General features: G+C 61.2%; 14 protein-coding genes and 1 pseudogene. 5 read left to right on the top strand and 10 right to left on the bottom strand.

All coding sequences use genetic code 11. The annotated features are described in order from the left end of the window. Positions 1–4 precede the first annotated feature (4 nt). The 3 genes from KY494_RS05565 to KY494_RS05575 form a co-directional block, all read right to left on the bottom strand. Positions 5–790, bottom strand: coding sequence for an ATP-binding cassette domain-containing protein (locus tag KY494_RS05565; RefSeq protein WP_219890213.1), 786 nt, complete (start codon positions 788–790; stop codon positions 5–7). Between the two features lie 3 nt (positions 791–793). Continuing rightward, positions 794–1,915 carry an ABC transporter permease gene (locus tag KY494_RS05570; RefSeq protein ID WP_071078420.1) on the bottom strand — a complete coding sequence of 374 codons (1,122 nt, stop codon included), beginning with the start codon at positions 1,913–1,915 and terminating at the stop codon, positions 794–796. 169 nt (positions 1,916–2,084) lie between these two features. Further along, positions 2,085–3,089 (bottom strand): sugar ABC transporter substrate-binding protein, encoded by a 1,005-nt coding sequence (locus tag KY494_RS05575; protein WP_375143477.1) that lies wholly within the window; start codon positions 3,087–3,089, stop codon positions 2,085–2,087. Between the two features lie 260 nt (positions 3,090–3,349). Between KY494_RS05575 and KY494_RS05580 the strand changes: the two genes are divergently transcribed. From KY494_RS05580 to KY494_RS05590, 3 genes are read left to right on the top strand one after another with little or no spacing between them, the layout of a single operon-like run. Further along, positions 3,350–4,216 (top strand): MurR/RpiR family transcriptional regulator, encoded by an 867-nt coding sequence (locus tag KY494_RS05580; protein ID WP_219890215.1) that lies wholly within the window; start codon positions 3,350–3,352, stop codon positions 4,214–4,216. Next, complete coding sequence (gene iolG, locus KY494_RS05585; RefSeq protein ID WP_219891490.1) at positions 4,209–5,195, top strand: inositol 2-dehydrogenase; 987 nt, start codon at positions 4,209–4,211, stop codon at positions 5,193–5,195. The genes KY494_RS05580 and iolG overlap by 8 nt, the downstream gene beginning before the upstream one ends. A 29-nt stretch (positions 5,196–5,224) precedes the next feature. Beyond that, complete coding sequence (locus KY494_RS05590; RefSeq protein ID WP_219890216.1) at positions 5,225–6,247, top strand: Gfo/Idh/MocA family oxidoreductase; 1,023 nt, start codon at positions 5,225–5,227, stop codon at positions 6,245–6,247. Between the two features lie 15 nt (positions 6,248–6,262). Here KY494_RS05590 and KY494_RS05595 read toward each other — a convergent pair whose 3' ends face one another. Together KY494_RS05595 and KY494_RS05600 are read right to left on the bottom strand one after the other, a co-directional pair. Then, positions 6,263–6,610 (bottom strand): DNA-binding protein, encoded by a 348-nt coding sequence (locus KY494_RS05595; RefSeq protein ID WP_258194678.1) that lies wholly within the window; start codon positions 6,608–6,610, stop codon positions 6,263–6,265. Beyond that, entirely contained in the window at positions 6,567–6,929 is a 363-nt protein-coding gene (locus tag KY494_RS05600) for a type II toxin-antitoxin system RelE/ParE family toxin (protein WP_219891492.1), read from the bottom strand. The genes KY494_RS05595 and KY494_RS05600 overlap by 44 nt, the downstream gene beginning before the upstream one ends. A gap of 215 nt (positions 6,930–7,144) precedes the next feature. Here KY494_RS05600 and KY494_RS05605 point away from each other — a divergent pair, with 215 nt between their 5' ends. Together KY494_RS05605 and KY494_RS05610 are read left to right on the top strand one after the other, a co-directional pair. Further along, the gene (locus KY494_RS05605; protein ID WP_219890217.1) at positions 7,145–8,380 is read left to right on the top strand and encodes a hypothetical protein; all 1,236 of its coding nucleotides are present in this window, start codon (positions 7,145–7,147) and stop codon (positions 8,378–8,380) included. 20 nt (positions 8,381–8,400) lie between these two features. Continuing rightward, a complete protein-coding gene (locus KY494_RS05610; RefSeq protein ID WP_219890218.1) occupies positions 8,401–9,429 on the top strand; it encodes a ParB/Srx family N-terminal domain-containing protein in 1,029 nt (342 codons plus the stop codon). A 71-nt stretch (positions 9,430–9,500) separates the two neighbouring features. Here KY494_RS05610 and KY494_RS05615 read toward each other — a convergent pair. The 5 genes and pseudogenes from KY494_RS05615 to KY494_RS05635 form a co-directional block, all read right to left on the bottom strand. Continuing rightward, positions 9,501–10,612 (bottom strand): annotated as a pseudogene (locus tag KY494_RS05615) (ABC transporter ATP-binding protein). A 9-nt stretch (positions 10,613–10,621) separates the two neighbouring features. After that, entirely contained in the window at positions 10,622–11,497 is an 876-nt protein-coding gene (locus tag KY494_RS05620) for a carbohydrate ABC transporter permease (protein WP_071077886.1), read from the bottom strand. Beyond that, entirely contained in the window at positions 11,494–12,378 is an 885-nt protein-coding gene (locus tag KY494_RS05625; protein ID WP_071077887.1) for a carbohydrate ABC transporter permease, read from the bottom strand. Before KY494_RS05625 ends, KY494_RS05620 begins: the two co-directional genes overlap by 4 nt. A gap of 113 nt (positions 12,379–12,491) precedes the next feature. Further along, positions 12,492–13,745: an ABC transporter substrate-binding protein gene (locus KY494_RS05630; protein ID WP_035817882.1), complete on the bottom strand. Its 1,254-nt coding sequence runs from the start codon at positions 13,743–13,745 to the stop codon at positions 12,492–12,494. A 245-nt stretch (positions 13,746–13,990) separates the two neighbouring features. Continuing rightward, on the bottom strand, positions 13,991–15,277 hold the full coding sequence (locus tag KY494_RS05635) for a carbohydrate porin (RefSeq protein ID WP_219890219.1): 1,287 nt from the start codon (positions 15,275–15,277) through the stop codon (positions 13,991–13,993). Positions 15,278–15,535: the final 258 nt, after the last annotated feature.

Consider the following 15,535-nt stretch of genomic DNA (forward strand, 5'->3'; position numbering starts at 1 on the left):
ATCCTTAAATCGTGACACCGTCGAGTTCAGCCATCAGCGTTTGCATTTCCGCACCGCCCGCCATCATGTCGAGTACTTCATCCTTGGAAACAGTTTCCTTGGTGTAAGTACCCAGCGACTTGCCCCGGTTCAAGAGGGTGAACGAGTCGCCCACGGGGTAGGCGTGGTGCACATTATGGGTAATAAAGATCACGGACAAGCCCCGTTCGCGCGCCTTGTAGATCAGTTTCAGCACATTGAACGACTGTTTCACGCCCAGCGCGGCCGTCGGCTCGTCGAGGATCAGCACGCGCGCACCGAAGTGGATGGCACGGGCAATGGCCAGGCATTGGCGTTCGCCGCCCGACATGGTGCCCACGGCCTGGTGCGGGTCGCGCACCATGATGCCCATTTCGGCCAGCTTGTCGCGCGCCGTGGTGGCCGCATACTCCATATCCATCACGGGCAGCACGCCGAACATCTTTTTGATCGGCTCGCGCCCCATGAAGAAATTGCGCGCCACGGACAGCAAGGGCACCAGCGCCAAGTCCTGGTAGACGGTGGCCACGCCCAGGTCGAGCGCCTCCTTCGGCGAATTGAAGCTGACGGGCTGGCCGTCGACCAGGTATTGCCCGCTGGTGGGACGGTGCACGCCGGCCAGGGTCTTGATCAGGGTCGACTTGCCGGCGCCATTGTCGCCCAGCAGGCAATGCACTTCGCCCGGTTTCAAACGCAGCGTGACGTTTTGCAGGGCGATGACGGAGCCGAAACGTTTGCTGATGTTTTCCAGCGCAAGGATGTATTCGCTCATGGCTTATCTCGCTTCCGTGACACGTGCACGGACAAAGTTGTTGAACAGTACCGCGATCAGCAGCATGACGCCGAGGAAGACGCGGAACCAGTCCGAATTGATATTGGTGTAGGTGATGCCGATCTGCACCACGCCGAAGATCAGCGCGCCGAAGCAGGCGCCGACGACGGAACCATAGCCACCCGTCAGCAAGGCGCCGCCGATGACGGCCGCGATGATGGCTTCGAATTCCTTTTGCATGCCACGGTCGGCGGCGGCCGATCCCACGTCAAATACTTGCAGCGTAGCAAACAAACAGGCGCAGAAGGCCGTGAAGACGAACAGCGACACCTTGATGGTTTTCACGGGCACGCCCACATTCTTGGCCGCGTTGGCGTCGCCGCCGACGGCGAAGATCCAGTTGCCGATACGGGTGCGGGCCAGGACAAAGCCGGACACCAGCGCCAGGCCGGCCCACCAGACGATGACCTTGGGGATGCCCTTGACCAGCGGCGCGCCATTGTCGAGCGCCGTGATCCAGCCCGCCTTGGCCATCCAGGCGAACAGCGAGGTGCCCACTTCGCCATGGAACAGGGTCAGGGCCAGCCAGTCGTCGGCGGCCAGCGCGCCGATGCCGCTGACGATGGTGCGGTTGGCAAACATGATGGACAGGGCCAGGGTCAGGCCGCGCAAGATGAACAGGAAGGCCAGGGTGACGATGAACGACGGCAAGCGCGTCTTGATGACCAGGTAGCCGTTGAGCCAGCCCAGCGCCATCGAACCGGCAAAGGCGAACAGGATGGCGGCCCACACGGGCCAGTGGAAATACACGGAAGGGATGGCGATCATCATGCCGGAAAAGCCGATCATGGAGCCGATCGACAGGTCGAATTCACCGGCGATCATCAAGACGCAGGCGCCGATGGCGATGATGCCCAGGTAGGCGGCCACTTGCGCCCAGTTGATCACGCCGTCGAGGTTGAACATGCCGGAGTCGCCGGCCGTCAGGATGAAGAAGGCGAACACCAGGATGGCGCCCGAGATCGAGGCGAATTCCGGGCGGCTGAACAGCCGCTTGAGCCAGCTGACCTGCCCCACGCGCTCATCCGCGCCCTGCTTTTGCGGCGGCGTGCCCGAGGCGGCCATGCCGCCCTGTTCCACGCTGAATTTCACGGTACTCATGCTATGTCTCCCTTGTTTATAGCAACCTGCCAACCTCGACAACAATTCCAGGGCGGCAGGACCCGCGCGCCGGCAAGCATTGCCTGCGCGCGGGGACAACAACTAAGTATTGATTGAATTGAAAAGCGGGTGCTTAACGGAACTGGCCGGCGTATTTCTCCACCTTGCCGATATTGTCCTTGGTGACATACCCAGGACCGGAACCGATATGGCGCGGGCCATACGATGGTGCCAGGCCATACTCGGCCAGGCGCGCCTTGAACTTGGCGTTATTGATCAGCTTTTCGCGTACCTTGGCCAGGTCCGTGGTCTTGTCCTGCTTCATGATGGCCAGCACGGCAACGGGGATGTAGCCTTGCAGGTAGGGTTGCTGGTCGATGGCGAACTGGATGCTGCCATCCTTGATGCCTTTCGAGATTTCATCGGACAGGTCGAACGTGGCGAACCACATCTTGCCCTTCAAGCCCATTTTTTCCAGCGCCTTCAGCGAAGCGTGGGCTGAGGTCGGGCCCAGCGCCAGCACGGCCTGGGTTTTCGGGTTGTTGCGCAGGAAGGCACTCAGCTTGCTTTCGATGGTGGTCGGGTCTTCGCCCGCATCCAGGGTGGCGGCCTTGAAGTCGACGCCGATCGCATCGGCAAAACCACGGCAGCGCTCGAACGACGATGGATTCGTCGCGTAATGGTTGACGCAGACGAAGGACTTGATGCCGGCCGCCTTGGCTTTTTCGCCAGCGCCCTTGCCTGCCTCGTATTCAGGCTGGCCCACATGCATCACGGCGCCCAGCTGTTCGCTTTGCGCCAGGGTGCCCGAGTTGATCGTAATAAAGGGGATTTTCTTCGCCGCCACCAGGCCCAGCGGTTTTTGCAGCACGCTGAAATCGGCGATGCTGACGATCACGCCATCGTAGTTGCGGGCCGCCGATTGCTCGACCAGGCGCGCCATGTCGGCCAGGTCGCCATTCGGCGGGTTGCGGTAGTCGACGCTGACATTGAAGTCTTCACCTGCTTGCTTGACGGAATTTTTGATCGTATTCCACCAGGAATCGGAATCGGGCGCATGGCTGATCAACACGAATTTCTCGCCCGCCGCGTGGCTGGCGTGCATGCCCATACCCAGTCCCAGGCCGAGGCCCAGCATGGCCATGCTCTTCAGAAATCCCTTACGCTTATTGCTTTGCATGAATGTCTCCTTGAAGGATTAATTTTTATAGTTGCCAGCTTTTGAAGCGTGTCAACGGGGAGCCGGAAAGCCGGCAAGACCCGATGCACTGCGCACAGCTTAGGCCACAAAAAAGACAAATGCAATAAAATTTTCAAAATAAATTTAAATAGAAAATCATTTCTATTTTCTGAATTCACTCCTATAATTCTCGCCAGAACCAGCCCTAAGGAAACAACATGGCAGCCACCGCCCCCATCGAACAACTGATGCAACATATCGCCGCCGAGTACGACAATCTGTCGCGCCAGTTGAAAGTCATCGCCCAATACATCGAGAAGCACCGGGCCAGCCTGATGCTCGAACGCATCAGCGACATCGCCACCGCCTGCGACGTGCAGCCGTCGGCCATCGTGCGTTTCGCGCAGCGCTTCGGCTATACGGGCTTTTCCGAAATGCAAGATGTGTTCCGCCAGGCCTATACCGACCAGGCCGGCGCCACGCCCGATTACCAGCAGCGCATCCGCAAGCTCATTTCCACGCGCGACTCTGCCCTCAGCGCAGGTGACCTGACGCGCGAATTCGTCGGCGCCAGCCGTGCCGGCCTCGACGACCTGGCGGCTGGCCTCGACGACGCGCAGCTGGAAGCGGCCGTCAACCTGCTGTTAAAAGCAGAAAATATCTATGTGATCGGCGTGCGCCGCTCGTTTCCGATCGCCTCCTACATCGCCTACGCGCTGGAACACACGGACAAGCGCGTGCACCTGATTAGCGGACTGGGCGGCATGCACCGCGAACAGATGCGCAGCGTGCGCGAACGCGATGTGGCGATCGCCATCAGTTTCTCGCCTTACGGCAAGGAAACCCAGCAGTGCATCAAGGCGGCGCAAGACAAGGGCGCCAAGGTCCTGGTGATTACCGACAGCAAGCTGGCCCCGCTCGCGCGGACCGCCGACGCGCTGCTCACCGTCACCGAGGGCAGCGCCTTCGCCTTCCGCTCGCTGACCAGCACCATCTGCCTGTGCCAGGCGCTGTTCATCGCGCTGGCATATAAATTAGAGCTCGACATCGAAGAAATCCACACCCCAGGAGAACATGATGATTGAAGTAGCGTTATTCGGCGCCGGACGCATCGGCAAAATCCACGCAGCCAACCTGGCTGCCCAACCCGGCGTGCAGTTCAAGTACGTGGTCGACGTCAACCAGGAAGCGGCCGCCGCCCTGGCCGGCTTGCATGGTGGCAGCAGTGCCACGGTGGAAGCGGCGCTGGCCGACCCGGCCGTCAAGGCCGTCGTCATCGCTTCCAGCACGGACACGCACGCGGACCTGATCCTGCGTTCGGCCGCCGCAGGCAAGGCCATCTTTTGCGAAAAACCCGTCGATTTGACGCTGGACCGGGCGCGCGCCTGCGCCGCCGCCGTCAAGGAAGCCAAGGTCATGTGCATGCTGGGCTTCCAGCGCCGCTACGATCCCACCTTCCATGCCGTCAAGACACGGATTGAGGCGGGCGAAATCGGCACGCCGGAGTTGCTCATTGTGACCAGCCGCGATCCGGGCCCGCCACCCGTGAGCTACATCAAGGTCTCGGGCGGCATCTTCAAGGATATGCTGATCCACGATTTCGACATCTTCCGCTGGATACTCGATGATGAAGCCGTCAGCGTGCACGCCACGGGCAGCTGTCTCGTCGATCCAGCCATCGGCGCGGCGGGCGACCTCGATACGGCCGTCGTCACCATCCGCACGGCGCAGGGACGTTTGTGCCAGATCAATGCCTCGCGCCGCGCCGCCTACGGCTACGACCAGCGCTTCGAAGTGCTGGGCAGCGCCGGCATGCTGCAGGCGGGCAACCACAAGCCGACGGAAGTGACGGCGTATGGTGCCGTCAACGTCAGCGTGGACAAGCCGGAAGATTTCTTCCTGGAACGTTATCGCGTGGCGTACGCGCAGGAAATGGCGCACTTTTTTGATGCCCTCAGCCACGGCACGCCGCTGCGCACCACCGTGCACGATGGCTTGAAGGCACTGGAACTGGCCGAAGCGGCCACGCTGTCCTGGCGCGAACAGCGCGTCGTGACCCTGTAAAAATACAAAAACAAGATACTGGAGACACCATGTCATCCCAAACATTAAAAATCGGCATCGTCGGCCTGGGCCGCCTGGGCCAGCGCCACGCCATCAACCTGGCGCAGCGCGTGCCGAATGCCGAAGTCGTGGCCGCCTGCAGCCCCGTGCCCGCTGAACTGGACTGGGCCGCCAGCACGCTCGGCATCACCACCGGCTATGCGGACTACGACGCCCTGCTGGCTCATCCGGGCCTGGACGCCGTGTTTCTCGTCACGCCCACCTCGCTGCATGCGGACCAGATCATCGCCGCCCTGCGCGCAGGCAAGCACGTGTTTTGCGAAAAGCCGCTGTCGCTGGACCTGGCCGATTGCCTGAAGGTGGAAGCGGAAGCGGCGCGCCACCCGCAGCTGACCATCATGATCGGCTTCGTGCGGCGTTTTGACGCCAGCTACCATGACGCGCAGCAAAAGATCGCCCAAGGTGTCATCGGCAAGCCCTACCTTGTCCGTTCGCAAACCTGCGACCAGAACGACCCCAGCGGCGCCTTCATGCGCTTCGCCCCCACCAGCGGCGGCATCTTCCTCGATTGCAGCGTGCACGATATCGACCTGGCGCGCTGGCTGCTGGGCAACCCCGTGCCCAGGCGCGTGTATGCGAGCGGCACCAATGCCATCCACACGGGCTTACAGGCGTTTGGCGACGTCGACAACGGCCTGGCAACGGTCGAGTTTGCCGATGGCAGCATGGCCAGCTTCATGGCCTCGCGCACCATGGCGCATGGCCATGAAACCCTGACGGAAGTGTTCGGCACGGGCGGCCGCCTGGCCGTGGGCAGCAATCCGCGCCTGAACCGCGTGGAAATCTCGGATGCGCATGGCGTGCGCAATGAATGCACGCCGGACTTCTATGCCCGCTTCGCCGACGCCTTTTTGATCGAGGCGCAGGAATTCACGGACGCGGCGCTGGGCCGGCGCACTCTGTCATTGACCTTGCACGACGCGACGGAAGCGACGCGCATCGGCCTGGCCATGACGCAAGCGATGCGCGAGGCGCGGCCCGTCGAGTTTTAAGCAGAAGGCAGGGACTCAGGCAGCCGGTGCAGGAAATGGACGTCCGGGCTGTTTGGGTTCCACGGCCAGACGCAAGCCCATGGCATCGAGGATGGCCGTCAAGGTGCTCAGTGAAGGATTGCCCTCGGGCGACAAGGTACGGTACAGCTGGGTAGGATTGAGCTTGGCCGCCTGCGCCACGGCGGGCACGCCGCCAAAGGCGCGCGTCAGCTGGCGCAGCACGGCCAGCAGTTCGCCGTGATCGCCATCGATGAGGATATGGTTGATCAATTCAAGGGCGAGATCGGGATCGTCGCGGTACAGCTCAGCCATGGCCTCGTCATGCGAGCGGTCTCTCGGTGGTTTGCTTAGTTCCTCTTTCATGTCCTCTCTCCTTCCAGTCGTGCCAGCAGGCACAGGCGTATTCGATATCTTTCGGCTGCGTGCGCTTGTCGCCTCCGCACAGCAATAAAATGATCTGTTCCCCGGCAATGGCGTAGTAAATACGGTAGCCTGCACCCACGTCGATCCGCAATTCCCACACGCCATCATGGCAAAACTTGTGATCGCCAAAGTTGCCGGGAATCATACGCAACACGCGCCGGGCTATGGCCACCCTGGCCGTATTGTCGCGCTGGCGTTTCAACCATTCCGTATACAAGTCCCTGCCCGATGATGTCAGGTAGTGCCGGATCTCAAACATCATATTCGTCCATAAACGAAGAAAGATCAAGGAGAAAATCACGTGAAGACAAAAGACCACGCCATCTTGCGGCCAAACCGCGTGACGCAGGTGCCGAATGCCGGGATCACTGATGTATATCAAGATGCGTTTCCCCAGTTACTGTAAAGAAATCATGTGGCGCGTACACGCCTCACACGCATCCGATTGCGCTATACAATAAGCGCTGTCCAACCGTGAAAAACCCTGCCGCCATGACGCACAACGACAGCAACTCCCCTTCCCTCGCCCACGTGGCCGAACGCTACGTCAAGCTGGTCCTGGCCATGGGCCAGCACGATGCCTCATATGTGGATGCCTATTACGGCCCGCCCGCGTGGCAACGGGAAGCGTCAGAACAGCAACAAGGTTTGAGCGATATCAAGGATGGCGCAAACGAGGCGCTGGCCCTGCTGGCCGACGAACCTTGCCTGCGCGCCCTCAACCTGCGCAAGCAATTGCAAGCCGTACTGGCCAAGGCCGACATGCTGCAGGGAGCACGCCTCGATTTCGATACGGAAAGCGCACGCCTGTATGACGCCGTCTCACCCCATCACAGCCGCGCGTACTACGAAGCACTGGTGGCGCAGATCGACGCCCTGCTGCCCGGCGACGGCACGGTCAGCGACAGGGTCAACGCCTTGCGCGCACAACTCGTCATTCCCGCCGACAAGCTGCGCGCCGTCATGGAGGCGGCCATCCGCGCGGGCCGCGAACGCACCCTGCAGTACATCGCCCTGCCGGAAGGCGAAGATTTCGTGCTGGAATTCGTCAGCGACAAGCCATGGAGCGGCTACAACTGGTACAAGGGCAACTACCAGAGTGTGATCCAGATCAATACGGACTTGCCCGTGTATATAGACCGTGCCGTCGACCTCGGTTGCCATGAAGCGTATCCGGGCCACCACGTGTACAACGTGCTGCTGGAACGCGACCTGGTGCGCGGCAAGGGCTGGATGGAATACTGCATCTATCCGCTGTATTCGCCGCAATCGCTGATCGCCGAAGGCACGGCCAATTACGGCATCGAACTGAGTTTCACGGATGAAGAACGGCTGGCTTTCGAACAGCAGGTGCTGTACCCGCTGGCCGGCCTCGATCCCGCGCTGGCGCCCCGCTATGCGCAACTGAACGCGCTGCTGGCCAAACTCGGCTATGCCGACAACGACATCGCGCGCCAGTACCTCGAAGGCAGCCTGAGCCGCGAAGAAGCGCTGGAATGGCTGGTCAACGTGCGCCTGTATCCGGCCGAAAAATCCGCGCAGCGCCTGCAGTTCTACGATGCCATGGGCGCCTATGTCATCAACTACAACCTGGGCCAGGACATGGCGAAAGCCTATGTCGAACGCCAGGGCGGTACGCGCGCCGAGCACTGGGCCGCCTTCCGCGACCTGATGTCCTCGCCGCGCGTGCCCAGCGCGCTGCTGGAATGAGGCGCGCGCAGGAGAGTCGCATGCACACCACGCACGCTGCCAGCGCCCTGCTGCTGGCCCTGTCCCTCACCGGCATGGCCAGCGCCAAAGATGCCGCCGTCGCCACCGCACCCGCGTTGAATGCGCGCCAGCAGGCGCTGATGGCCACCGTCGTGGGCAGCGCCGCCCATCCGCGCATCCTGCAGGTGCGCCTCGATGAACTGCACCCGACCCAGCCCGCCATCGGCTACGACCAGGTGTACTACAAGCTGGGACGCTATGCGGCCGAGGAAAAGCACATCGCCGACATCGCCAGGCCGAAGAAATTCGCCGACCTGTGCGAGGCCAATGGCCAGGGCGACGTCTTGCCCGACACGGCCAACGTGGCCGGCGCCACCCTGGCCGCGCCACCGGCCGGCTACCGCTGCAAGGCGGCCGTGGGCAGCCGCCCGGGCGACATGAAGAGCGTCGTCATCGGCCCGCGCGGCGTCGTGTACCTGACCGATGGCCACCACACGTTTTCCACCTTTTGGGAGGCCGACGGCGGGCGCAATCATCAATTGAAAGTCTGGGTCAAGGTCAGCGACAATTTCAGCGCGCTGGGCGAAGCGGCGTTCTGGACGCGCATGCGCGCGGAAAACAAGGTGTGGCTGAAGAACGGCCGCAACCAGGCCATCACGCCGCAGCAACTGCCGGCCGCCATCGGCCTGGCGTCGCTGGGCGACGACCCGTACCGCTCGCTCGTCTATTTTACGCGCGAGATCGGCTACCAGCCGCCCGACAAGGCCACGGAATTTCTCGAATTCTACTGGGCCGACTGGCTGCGCGGCATGCCGGCGCTGGACCTGGCGCGCATCGACCTGCTTGATCCCGCCGCGTATGCCGGCGTCATCCTGCAAGCGGCGCAGGCCATGGTGGCGCTGCGGCCTGATGACATCGTCAGCGGCGGCAAGCGCGCCGCAGACCTGGGCGCACTCGACAAGGTCGACCGCGAAACGCTGGAAGAATTGACGCAGAACAAAGGCAAGCTGGGCTACGCCATCGCGTACAGGAAATCGCTGGCAAGGTAATCGCGCCGGCGCAAACAACAACGGCCCGCCTGTCAGCTGACAGGCGGGCCGTTTTCTATTGCAGGTGCCGCTTACGCGATGCGTTCGCCATTGGCCGGATCAAACAGGGCCGCTTTCGACAGGTTGAACGACAGCTGCATGGTCTGCCCCGGCAGCACGGCTTCGCGCGGGTGCGTGCGGCGCACGTCACGGCCGCGCCGTTCAAACGCGTCGTCAGCAAGGTATCGGGACCGGTCGGCTCGACCAGGTCGATCAGGCAGCCGAGTTCCTGGCCCACGTCGCCGTGCGCGCTGCTCATGTCCGTGATCTGCTCCGGGCGCACGCCCAAAACCACCTCGCGGCCCGCGTAGGCACGCAGCTTGTCGGCGTCGAAAGGCAAGGCCAGGCGCATGCTCTTGCCCGCGTTCTCGATGGCGACCAAGACCTCGCCACCCTCGATGACAGGCTTGACGGTAATGAAATTCATCGACGGCGAGCCGATGAAGCCGGCCACGAACAGATTGGCCGGATTGTCATAGATTTCCTGCGGCGTACCCAGTTGCTGCACCACCCCATCCTTCATGACGGCGATCAGGTCGCCCATGGTCATCGCCTCGATCTGGTCATGCGTGACGTAGACGATGGTCGCTTTCAGGCGCTGGTGCAGCAGCTTGATCTCGGCGCGCATTTCCACGCGCAGCTTGGCGTCCAGGTTCGACAGCGGTTCGTCGAACAGGAACAATGACGGCTTGCGCGAGATGGCGCGGCCCATGGCGACCCTCTGGCGCTGGCCGCCCGACAGCTGCGCCGGACGGCGGTCCAGCAAATGCGTGATCTGCAGGGTTTCGGCGACGCGGGCGACGATCTCTTGCTGTTCGGCCTTCGGCACTTTTTTGACGTTCAGGCCAAACGCGATATTTTCGCGCACCGTCATCGACGGATACAGCGCATAGGACTGGAACACCATGGCGATGTCGCGGTCCTTCGGCGGCAGGTCGTTGACGACCTTGCCGTCGATGAGGATTTCGCCCGAGGTGACGCTTTCCAGGCCGGCCACCATGTTGAGCAAGGTCGATTTGCCGGAGCCGGAGCCGCCGACGAGGATCAGGAACTGGCCATCCTTGATCTCGATGTCGATGCCCTTGAGGACTTCGACGCCATTCGTGTACACCTTGCGGATACCGCGTATCGATAAACTGGACATATTATTTCCTTAACCTTTGACTGCGCCTGCGGTCAGACCGCGCACAAAATATCGGCCTGCGACCAGATAGACCAGCAGGGTAGGCAGCGCGGCGATCACCGCGGCCGCCATGTTGACGTTGTATTCCTTCACGCCCGTGGACGTGTTGACCAGGTTGTTCAAGCCCACCGTGATCGGCTGCGAATCGCCGCTGGCGAAGACGATGCCGAACAGAAAGTCGTTCCAGATCTGCGTGAACTGCCAGATGATGCAGACGACGAAAATCGGACCCGAAATCGGCAGCACGATCTTGCGGAAGATCAGGAAGAAGCCGGCACCGTCGATGCGCGCCGCCTTGATCAGTTCTTCCGGCACGCCGATGTAGTAGTTACGGAAGAACAGGGTCGTGAAGGCCGTGCCGTATACCACGTGCACGAAGACCAGGCCCGTGGTGGTATTGGCCAGGCCGAATTCGCCCAGCAGGCGCGCCATCGGCAGGATCACCACCTGGAACGGAATGAAGCAGCCCACCAGCAAGGCGGCGAACAGCATTTCCGAACCGCGGAAGCGCCAGTGCGCGAACACATAGCCGTTGAAGGCGCCCAGGAAGGTCGAGATCAGCACGGCGGGTATCACCATCTTGATCGAGTTCCAGAAGAACGGCTGCATGCCGTCGCAAGTGACGCCCGTGCAGGCCGAAGACCAGGCCTTGGACCAGGAATCGAACTGCCACACATGCGGCAAGGCCAGCAGATTGCCGCTGCGGATCTCGTCGAGCGACTTGAACGACGTCGACAGGGTCACGTACAGGGGCACGATGTAGTACACCGCGAACAAGATCAGCAGCAGGTACAGCACCACCCGTCCCAGGGTGAGTTTGTTGTTACGTGTAGGAGTGTGTGTCATCTCATCGCCTTTGCGCTGCGCGTTTCCAGGTACATCAGCGGCACGAGCACGGCCACGATGGTGGCCAGCATCATCATTGCCGATGCCGAGCCCAGGCCCAGCTGGCCGCGGGTGAAGGAAAACTGGTACATGAAGATGGCCGGCACGGACGACGAGTTGCCAGGTCCGCCAGCCGTCAATGCGATGACCAGGTCGAAGCTCTTGATGGCGATATGCGCCAGGATCAGCAGCACGCTGAAGAACACGGGCCGCATGGCGGGAATCACGATGCGCCAGTAGATCGTCGGCAAGGACGCGCCATCGACTTGCGCCGCCTTGATGATTTCATCATCGATGCCGCGCAGGCCGGCCAGGAACAGCGCCATGACAAAGCCCGACGATTGCCACACGCCGGCGATCACCACCGTGTAGATGGCCATGTCGGAGTTCACCAGCCAGTCGAAGGTGAACGAGGTCCAGCCCCAGTCGTGCATGACCTTTTCCAGGCCCAGGCTGGGATTGAGCATCCATTTCCAGGCCGTGCCGGTGACGATGAAGGACAGCGCCATCGGATACAGGTAGATGGCGCGCAGCGCGCCTTCGGCGCGGATTTTCTGGTCCAGCAGGATCGCCAGGAACAGGCCGATGGCGATGCTGCAACCGATGAACAGGACACCGAAGATGCCGAGGTTCTTGAGCGAGGTCCACCAGCGCTCATTGTCGAACAGCTCGACGTATTGCACCAGGCCGGCGAACTCGTAGTTCGGCATCAGCCGCGATTCGGTCAGCGACAGCCAACCGGTCAAAAAGATAAAACCATAGACGAACAGCAGACTGGCGATGAGCGTGGGGCCCAGCACCATCTGCGGTATCCATCGGTCGAATTGCTTGCGTATGGACATAGGAGAGCCGTAAAGAGAACTGCGTGTGGCGCCGGCCTGGACGAACGCCAGGGCGGGCGCCTGCGATGCATGCGATGCAGCGGGCGCCGGCGGGAGTGCCGGCGCCGGCGTGATTACTTCACCTTAGCCGCTTTGGCCAAGGCTGCAACCGCGTCTTTCGAGCTCATGTTGGTATTCATGAACTTGGCGATGACGTCGGTCACGGCGCCTTGCGTGGCCGATGGCAGCGCCATGCCGTGCGCGAACGATGGCACCAGGCCGCCGGTCTTGTTGGTGGCGTCCATGTCTTCCATCGATTTCAGGGCGCAAGCGTCAAACTTGTCCTTCGAAACGCCGGAACGCACGGGGATGGAACCCTTGTTGAGGTTGAAGATCGACTGGAACTTCGGATTCATGATGGCGTTGGCCAGGGCGATCTGCCCTTTCTTCGCATTCGCATCCTTTTGCGTGAACATGGCAAACGAATCGATGTTGAAGGTGTAGGCCTTGTCCGTGCCAGGCGCTGCCACGCACAGGTAGTCCTTGCCCGGTACTTTACCAGCAGCCGTGAACTCGCCCTTGGCCCAGTCGCCCATGAACTGGAAGCCGGCCTTGTTGTTGATGACCATGGCGGTGGCCAGGTTCCAGTCGCGGCCTGCCGCATCCTTGTCGATATAGGTCTTCACCTTGCCCAGGGTGTCGAACACCTTGAGCATGGTCGGGCCGGTCAATTCCTTCTGGTCCAGCTTGAGGATGGCTTTTTTGTAGAATTCCGTGCCGCCCACGCCCAGCGCGACCGATTCAAACACGGTCGCGTCCTGCCATGGCTGGCCGCCGTGGGCGATCGCGATGCCGCCCGATTTCTTGATTTTCTCGGCCGCGTCGAAGAACGCATCCCAGGTGGTCGGGGTGGTGGCCACGCCGGCTTTTTTCAGCACTTCCGGATTGACCCACATCCAGTTGACGCGGTGGACGTTGACGGGAGCGGCAACGTAGTGACCCTTGTATTTCATGATGTCGGCGACGACTTTCGGCAGCACGGCATCCCATTTGCCTGGAATGGCGGCATCGTCGATATTGGCCAGCACGCCTTCCGCGCCCCACTCCTGGATCGATGGACCCTTGATCTGGGCGGCCGTTGGCGGGTTGCCGGAAATGACGCGGGTTTTCAGCGCGGTCGCGGCGTTTTCGCCAGCGCCACCAGCCACGGCGAAGTCTTTCCAGCCGAAGCCGCTTTCTTTCACGATTTGCTGCAACTGGCCCACGGACTTCGCTTCGCCGCCGGAGGTCCAGTAGTGCAACACTTCCACGTCGGTCGCAAAGGCGCTGCCGGCAAATGCCAGGGTGGTCAGTGCGGCCAGTTGGGTAATCTTGAATTTCAGTTTCATCTCCACATTCCTTTTTTGATCAAGCTTTTAGGGGGCTTCGGCATACGGGGGCCGAAAAAGGTGAAATCTGCGCCTGTACCGGCGCTCTTGTACTCAGACCCGCTTGCAAACGGGCATCATCTTCAGTAAAAAGACGGCGCCGTGATCCATGACATGCTTACATCGTATTTATATCACGGGACGGCGCCAAAAACGCATCCGCGAAGGATGCGCCAGGTTGATCTGCGCTTACAAGGCCTGCAAACTTAGAACCAGGTTTCCACTTGGAAACCATAGGAAGTGCCACTGGTATTGTTGTTGTAGATCGGGCCGCCGTTGTTCGACGCATTGACCGAAGCGGTGGCCGCATCGTTCCATTTGCCGTAGGTGACAAAAGCGCGCAGTTCAGGACGCGACCACAGGCCTGGGCCGGCCGAGATCGTCGGGGCGATGGTCAGCTTGGTCAGGCGCTTGGCCGGCAGGCCGCCCGCTTGCGTCACACGGTCCGTGCCCAGTTCGCCCACCAGCTTGAAGTTGTTGGTGAATGCGTACACAGGACGCACGCCGACCGAGGTCCAGGTCGAGGAACCGGTGGCGTTCGACTCGTCTTTTTGCCACAGGGCGACGAATTCCATGCCGAAATTGGCCATCGGCTGGATCGCCATGTCATTGAAGATACGCGTGCGTTTCACGTCCGAACCGAAATTGGTGTCGCCCGACGCGCCGAACTGCGCGCCCTTGCCAGTGCCGGGACCGACGCCGTACTGCACGCCGAAGGTATTACCGCCGCCGAAGACTTTCGCTTGACGGTGGAAGGCCGACAACTGCCAGCCATTGTGCTTTTGGCCAAATGCGTCGTTGTCCTTGCCTTCGCCGATGATGTAGGTCGCGGCCAGGTCCAGCGTGCCGTTTTCATTGACGGGAATCTCGCCGTAGATGAAGTTCTGGCGCACGGCCGACTTGGTGCTGACGACGCCGGTCTTCGACACGGTGTTGATGTCGTTGTCCTTGAAGAAGGCGTACGAGAATTTACCGGGGCCCGCAGGAATGCGGTCCAGGCCGGCGCCCGTGCCGTTCATGTTGATGTACTGCAAGTCCAGCATGTGAATATCAGGACGGTAGTAGAAGCGTTTACCGATCCAGGCCGTACCGCCGTTCAGGAAATCGAGTCCCTGCGCTTCGACATAGGCCTTGACGATGCCCAGCTTGTTGTCGCCGAAATCGGAGTTTGGCGCGTAGGCGTTGACCCAGATGGTGGCCAGATAGTTCACGCCGCCGGACTGGGCGACGGACTTGGTGTAGCCGAATTCCGTGTAGGCGTCGCACTCATTGCCCAGACGGTATTTCATGGTATTGCCACCCAGGCCGAAGCAGCCTTGCGAACCGCCGTCGCCGGAGGTATTGCTGCCGGCGCCGGCGCGCAGGTAGCCATGGAAGCCTTCGGCATCGCTTGGGTACATGGGGTCGGCGGCAGCGGAACCGCTGGCGATGGCTAAGACGATGGCAGCTGGCAGCGTTTTCAACACGGCCTTCAACATGGTGCGATGCAGCATGGTAAGTCTCCTCAGTAGTTATTTTTTATCTAGTCATTCGTGGCCGAATGTACTGGCCAGAATTCTTTCCAGCAGGGACATAGTAACTATACTACGAACAAATATCAACATATTATGTTGTAATCCTACGACTACTCTGCGACACTTTATTTGCGTACTGATGTGCGAGTTGACTGCCCTGTTTTTTCCGCTGGCGCCAGGGTTTCTGGCGCTGCATGCAGGCATTTGCGCAGGCACCCCGCATTTTTCGGCACGCGG

Source organism: Janthinobacterium sp. PAMC25594 (assembly GCF_019443505.1).
Taxonomy (GTDB): Bacteria; Pseudomonadota; Gammaproteobacteria; order Burkholderiales; family Burkholderiaceae_D; genus Janthinobacterium.